Here is a 6378-nt window from a genome sequence, read left to right as displayed (position 1 = left end):
GGCGAGTCCCGTCACGCTTGATGTCCTCGCCGGGCACGGCGGCCCCCGCTGACGCGGCTCGCGCTGGTCCGGACGACGGCCTCGGCGGGTACGCCGCCCGCGCGGGCGGCGTACCGACCGTTCCCGCGCTGGTCAGCCCTCGTTCGCGCCGCTGGGGATCGGGTCGCCGTCGCGCGACCGGTCCGGCTGGGTCACCCTGACCGACGCGTGCTTCGCGGACCGGGCCGCTTTCGCGGTCTCCCCGTCCCGAGCGGGCACGCCGGCCTTCGCCGGCTCACCGGTCTCGGCGGACGGGGCGGTCACCGACTCGTCCTCGACGGCGGGCGCGGCGTCCGTGGATTCGGCGGGCCGGCTGGACTGGCCGGCGGGCTCGCGCACCTCCGCCGGCTGGGCGGCGTCCGTGGATTCGGCGGGCCGGTTGGGCTGGCCGGCGGGCGGGCTGGCTGGCTGGCCGTCGACCTGGCGGTGCAGGTACTCGCGGATCACCGCCTTGGCCTCGGCCAACACCTGCTCGTCGCCGTCCTGGTCGCGGCGGAACGCCAACTTGATCAGGGCGTCGGCGACCTCCACCGCGATCTCCAGCGCGAACCGGAGGCAGACGGTGTCGGCGATGCCGAACTGCTCGACCAGCACGCGGGCGAGCTGCTCGGCGATGACGCCGTTGTTGTCCCGGGTCTCGTCGAGCAGGTGCACGTCGACCACGTCGCCGAAGTGCAGCGTACGGAAGCCGGGCACCGTACGGTGCATCGCGATGTACTCGTCGATGCCGGCATCGACCCCGTCCCACCAGCGCTCGAGGTCGCCGCGGGAGAAGCGGTCGCTCAGGCGTTGCAGGTAGGCCTCCATGTTGCGCAGGGTCAGCGCCTGCACGATCGCCCGCTTGTCCGGGAAGAACTGGTACACCGAGCCAATGGCCACCTCGGCCCGCTCGGCGAGCAGGGTCGTGGTGAGGCCCTCGTAGCCCACCTCGTCTACGAGTTCGGCGCAGACGTCGAGCATCCGCTGGACTCGGGCAACGCTACGGCCCTGTACCGGTACCCGGCGCAGTGGACCGGTCGTGGCGGTTGATGTGGACACTCCTCGCCACTCCCCTTTCGACGCGTGAAGATAGCTGAACGTCGCGATTTCGAAACGCTACCTGGACTAACGAGCGGGGGCGATTTGCGGTGTTTACCGGCGGCACGAATCCTGATATGAAGGTTACTCACTTTCCGCTGTGGAGGACGCATGGGCGGTAGCGCACCACCTCCGGCACACACGGGCACGGCCTGGTCGAACTGGGCCGGCAACCAGCGGGCCAGCGGTCCGGCCCTGCGGCCCGGGACGGTCGACGAGATCGTCTCGGCGGTACGGGACGCCGCGGCGGGCGGGCGGCACGTGAAGGCGGTCGGCAGCGGGCACTCCTTCACCGACATCGCCCGCTGCGACGAACTGCGGTTGGACCTGGGCGGCCTGGCCGGCGAGACCCGGGTCGACCGCGCGCGACGGCTGGTCACCGTACCGGCCGGGACGACGCTGCGGGCGCTCAACGAGCTGCTCTGCGCGCACGGCCTCGCGCTGCCGAACCTCGGCGACATCGACGCGCAGACCGTGGCGGGCGCCATCTCGACCGGCACCCACGGCACCGGGGCCGGCTTCGGCTGCCTCTCCACCTTCGTCGAGGAGCTGACCCTGGTCACCGGCGCCGGCACGGTGCTGACCTGCTCCGCGGCGAGCCATCCGGAGGAGTTCGCGGCCGCCCGGGTCGGTCTCGGTGCGCTGGGCGTACTCACCGAGGTGACGCTGCGCTGCGTGGACGCGTTCGTGCTGCGGGCCCACGAGCGGCCGGCGCCGCTCGGCGAGGTGCTGGCGCGGCTGCCGGAGCTGATCTCCGGCAACGACCACTTCGAGTTCTACTGGTTCCCGTACACCGAACGGGTACAGATCAAGACCAACAACCGGGTACCCGCCAACGACCGACCGCTGCCCCGGCTGCGCGGCTGGCTCGACGACGAGTTCCTCGCCAACACCGTCTTCGCCGGCGCCTGCCGGCTCGGCCGGGCGGTGCCGGCCGTGGTGCCCTCGATCAGCGCCATCTCGTCCCGGGCGCTGACCGCCCGCACCTACACCGGCCGGTCCGACACCGTCTTCTGCACCCCGCGCCGGGTCCGCTTCACCGAGATGGAGTACGCGCTGCCCCGGGACGCCCTGCCCGAGGCGCTCGGCGCCCTGCGCGGCCTGGTCGACCGGCTCCCCGGCCGGGTGCTCTTCCCGGTCGAGGTGCGGTTCACCGCCCCGGACGACATCTGGCTCTCGCACGGGTACGGGCGCGAGTCGGCCTACGTGGCGGTCCACCAGTTCGTCGGCGTACCGCACGAGCCGTACTTCCGCGCCTTCGAGGAGATCGCCAGCGGGCTCGGTGGCCGGCCGCACTGGGGGAAGCTGCACTACCGGGACGCGGCGTCGCTGCGCCCCGCGTACCCGCGATTCGACGACTTCCTGGCGGTACGCGACCGGCTCGACCCCGGTCGGGTCTTCGCCAACGCCTACACCGGCCGCGTCCTCGGCCCCTGATCCGGCTCGGCCGCGCTACTCCTTGGCGGCCGCGGCCTTCTTCGCCGCGGTCGCCGTCTTCTTGGCGGCCGTGGTCTTCTTGGCCGCGGCGGTCGTCTTCTTGGCCGTCGCCTTCTTGGCGGCGGTCTTCTTCGCCGGCGCGGCCTCGCCCTCGGCCGCCTTCGCGGTCGTCTTCTTCGCCGGTGCCTTCTTCGCGGTCGCCTTCTTGCGCGGCGTCGCCGGACCCTTGGCCCGCTTCTCGGCCAGCATCTCCGAGGCCTGTTCCAGCGTGAGCGACTCCGGCGTCTGGCCGCGCCGCAGCGACGCGTTCGTCTCGCCGTCGGTGACGTACGGGCCGAACCGGCCGTCCTTGATCACCAGAGGCTTCTCGGTCAGCGGGTCGGCGCCCATCTCCCGCAGCGGCGGGGCCGCCGCCCGGCGCTGCCGGGTCTTCGGCGCCGCGAGCAGGGCCAGCGCCTCGTCCAGGGTGACCGTGAAGAGCTTCTCCTCCGAGTCGAGCGAGCGGTAGTCGTCGCCCCGCTTGACGTACGGGCCGTAGCGACCGTTCGCGGCGACGATCTCCGCGCCGTCGGGGCCGACGCCGACGACCCGGGGCAGGGTGAGCAGCCGGAGCGCGTCGGTGAGCGAGAGCGTCTCCGGCGACTGGGTACGCAGCAGCGAGGCGTTGCGGTCGCCGCTGGAGACGTACGGGCCGAACCGGCCGGACTTCAGCACGACCGGCTCGCCGGTCTCGGGGTTCTCGCCCAGCTTGCGCTCGCCCCCGCCGCCCAGGAAGAGCTCGTGCACCTTCTCCGGGGTCAGCTCGTCCGGGGCGATTCCCTCGGGGATCGGCGCGCGGTCCCCCGCGCCCGGCGAGGAAAGCTCCTCGCCCCCGGCGCCGACCTGATCCTCGCGCTCGGCGGGCGCCGCTCCATGTTCGGCGCCCGGCTGAAGTCGTTGCAGGTAGGGGCCGTAGCGGCCGACCCGGACCACCACGTCGCGGCCCTCGTCGTCCTTGAAGAGCGGGATGGAGTTGACGCTGCGCGCGTCGATCTCGCTGAGGTTCTCGGTGACCAGCTTCTTCAGCCCGCCGGAGCGGGCGATGGTCTGGTCGCCGGCCCCGCCGCCGTCGGCGCCGAAGTAGAACGCGGTGAGGAAGTCGACCGCGGCGTGGTCGCCGCCGGCGATCTCGTCCAGCTCGTTCTCCATCGAGGCGGTGAAGTTGTAGTCGATCAGCCGGGGGTAGTGCCGCTCCAGCAGGCCGACCACCGCGAAGGCGAGGAAGGACGGGATGAGCGCCTGGCCGCGCTTGAAGACGTACCCGCGGTCCTGGATGGTCTGCATGATCGACGCGTACGTGGAGGGGCGGCCGATGCCCAGCTCCTCCAGCTGCTTGACCAGCGACGCCTCGGTGTAGCGGGCCGGCGGCTGGGTGGTGTGCCCGGTCGCGGCCAACTCCTCGGCGGTCAGCGGCTGGTCCTTGACCAGCGTCGGCAGCCGCCGCTCGGCATCCTCTGCCTCGGCGTTCTCGTCGTCGGACGACTCGACGTACGCGCGCAGGAAGCCCGGGTCGGTGATCGTCTTACCGGTGGCGCCGAAGTCGGCCTCCTCGCCGGTGCTGCTCAGGGCACGGATGCGCACCGAGACGCTGGAGCCGACCGCGTCGGTCATCTGCGAGGCGATGGTACGGCGCCAGATCAGCTCGTAGAGCTTGAACTCGTCGGCCGACAGCTCGTTGGCCACGTCCCCCGGGGTGCGGAAGTTGTCGCCGGCCGGCCGAATCGCCTCGTGCGCCTCCTGCGCGTTCTTGACCTTGCCGGTGTAGCGGCGCGGCTCCGGCGGTACGTTGCGCTCGCCGTACAGCTCGACGATCTGCCGCCGGGCCGCCGCGATGGCGGTCTCCGACAGGTTGACCGAGTCGGTACGCATATAGGTGATGTAGCCGTTCTCGTACAGCCGCTGCGCCGTGCGCATCGTCTGCTGCGAGGAGTACCGCAGCTTGCGGGCCGCCTCCTGCTGGAGCGTGGAGGTGATGAACGGCGCGTACGGCCGCCGCCGGTACGGCTTCTCCTCGACCCGGGTGACAGTGAACGGCCGCCCGTCGAGCCGGGCGGCCAGTCCGCGAGCCCCGTCCTCGTCCAGGTGGAGCACCCCGGACCCGGGCTTCACCCGGCCCGTGGTCGGCTCGAAGTCCTTGCCCGTGGCGATCCGGTCGCCGTTGAGCGCCACCAGCGTGGCGTGGAAGGTCCGTGGGCCCTCGCCCGCCTCGCCGACGGCGAGGGTCGCCAGGATGTCCCAGTAGTCGGCGGTGCGGAAGGCCATCCGCTGCCGCTCGCGCTCGACCACGATCCGGGTCGCCACCGACTGGACCCGGCCGGCGCTCAGCCCGGTGCGCACCTTCTTCCACAGCACCGGGGAGACCTCGTAGCCGTAGAGGCGGTCCAGGATGCGGCGCGCCTCCTGGGCGTCGACGAGGTCGCGGTCGATCTCCCGGGGGTTGGCGACCGCGGCCTGGATCGCCGGCCGGGTGATCTCGTGGAAGACCATCCGGCGTACCGGCACCCGGGGCTTCAGCGTCTCGACCAGGTGCCAGGCGATCGCCTCGCCCTCGCGGTCCTCGTCCGTGGCGAGGTAGACCTCGTCCACCTCCCGGACCAGCGAGCGCAGCTTGCTGATCTGCTTCTTCCGGTCGGGCGAGACCACGTACAGGGCGGTGAATCCATGATCCACATCGACCCCGAGCCGGGCCCAGGGCTTGTCCTCGTACCCGGCGGGGATCTCGGCGGCGTTGCGGGGCAGGTCCCGGACATGCCCGAGGCTCGCCTCCACGACGTACCCCGGGCCGAGGTAGCCCGAGATCGTCTTGGCCTTCGCCGGTGACTCGACGATGACCAGACGGGTGCTCTTGGCGTTGCTCGGCACGTTTCTCCCCGACCTCACTTCCGGTGTGTCGCCCGGTCGAACGCGGTGCGCCGCGCTCGCCGCCCGGCCGCGGCCAGCGGCCGGCGGTCTGAACGTCCAACGTAACGCGCTCGCCGGCCTACGGGTTGCGCGGGCGTCGAAGAGGTCCCGCGAGCAGCGGTTACTTCACCGGCGGCCGGCGTCGCGCGACGGTCGTCCCGGACGGCGACACCGTACACCCGGTATCGGCCGGTCCGGGCCCCACTGCATTATTTACCTCAGCGACCGGCCGCGAAGGGCCGAAGATATCGCCCGAAATCAGGCAGTTCATGTCTGGGATCGGACATTCGCCCGAGCTTCGGGAGCGTCCGGCCGGACCCCGGGCCAGCCCGCCGGCGGCGCGGCCGCCGGCCGCTCACCGACCAGCTCGGCCAGCCGGGCCAGCCACCGCCGGCCGTTGATCCGGTACGCCGGACCGTGCGGCCCCGCCTCGACCAGCTCGGCCGGCAGCCCGATCGCGGCCAGCGCGGCGCCGGTCCGCGCCCAGTGCGTCGCGTCGGCGGGGCCGAGCCGCAGCAGGAAACCCTGGGGCTCGGGCTCGCCGGCCGCCGCGAACCAGAGCCGCAACCGGGCCCCGTTGAGGTGGAAGTTCGCCGGCGGGTGCTTGACCGTGCCGCGCAGCCAGCTACGGGCCAGCGGGGCGAGCGTCGTGGTGTACGAGGTACGCACCCCGTGCCGCTCGTCCTCCTCGTTGACCCAGGTCGCGGTCAGCCCGCGCCGGCCCAGCTCGGCCACGAGCACGTGCACCCGCCAGGCCGCCGTCACGACGATCGAGACCCGGGCGGTACCGCCCATCCGGACCACCTCGCCGGGCCCGGCGAGCAGCCCCGCGAGGTCGGCGATCGAGGGCTCGGCGGCCTCCACCCCGAAGAGGGAGAGCTGCCG

The 6378-nt window shown here is 72.5% G+C and carries 3 protein-coding genes and 1 pseudogene; 1 reads left to right on the top strand and 3 read right to left on the bottom strand.

What is annotated here, in order from left to right:
• Positions 1–447 precede the first annotated feature (447 nt).
• Positions 448–999, bottom strand: a pseudogene (locus AB0J86_RS24355) (TetR family transcriptional regulator); the annotation flags it as partial.
• Between the two features lie 228 nt (positions 1000–1227).
• On the opposite strand from AB0J86_RS24355, the gene AB0J86_RS24350 reads away from it, so the two are divergent.
• Entirely contained in the window at positions 1228–2553 is a 1326-nt protein-coding gene (locus AB0J86_RS24350; protein ID WP_363859898.1) for a D-arabinono-1,4-lactone oxidase, read from the top strand.
• A gap of 15 nt (positions 2554–2568) precedes the next feature.
• Here AB0J86_RS24350 and topA read toward each other — a convergent pair whose 3' ends face one another.
• Together topA and AB0J86_RS24340 are read right to left on the bottom strand one after the other, a co-directional pair.
• Complete coding sequence (gene topA / locus AB0J86_RS24345) at positions 2569–5454, bottom strand: type I DNA topoisomerase (RefSeq protein ID WP_363859897.1); 2886 nt, start codon at positions 5452–5454, stop codon at positions 2569–2571.
• Between the two features lie 306 nt (positions 5455–5760).
• The gene (locus AB0J86_RS24340) at positions 5761–6357 is read right to left on the bottom strand and encodes a hypothetical protein (RefSeq protein ID WP_363859911.1); all 597 of its coding nucleotides are present in this window, start codon (positions 6355–6357) and stop codon (positions 5761–5763) included.
• Positions 6358–6378 lie beyond the last annotated feature (21 nt).

The organism is Micromonospora sp. NPDC049559, from assembly GCF_040676675.1.
GTDB lineage: Bacteria > Actinomycetota > Actinomycetes > Mycobacteriales > Micromonosporaceae > JBFAPK01.
The sequence above is the reverse complement of the archived record's forward strand: the minus strand, read 5'-3'. Positions and strand labels throughout refer to the sequence as shown.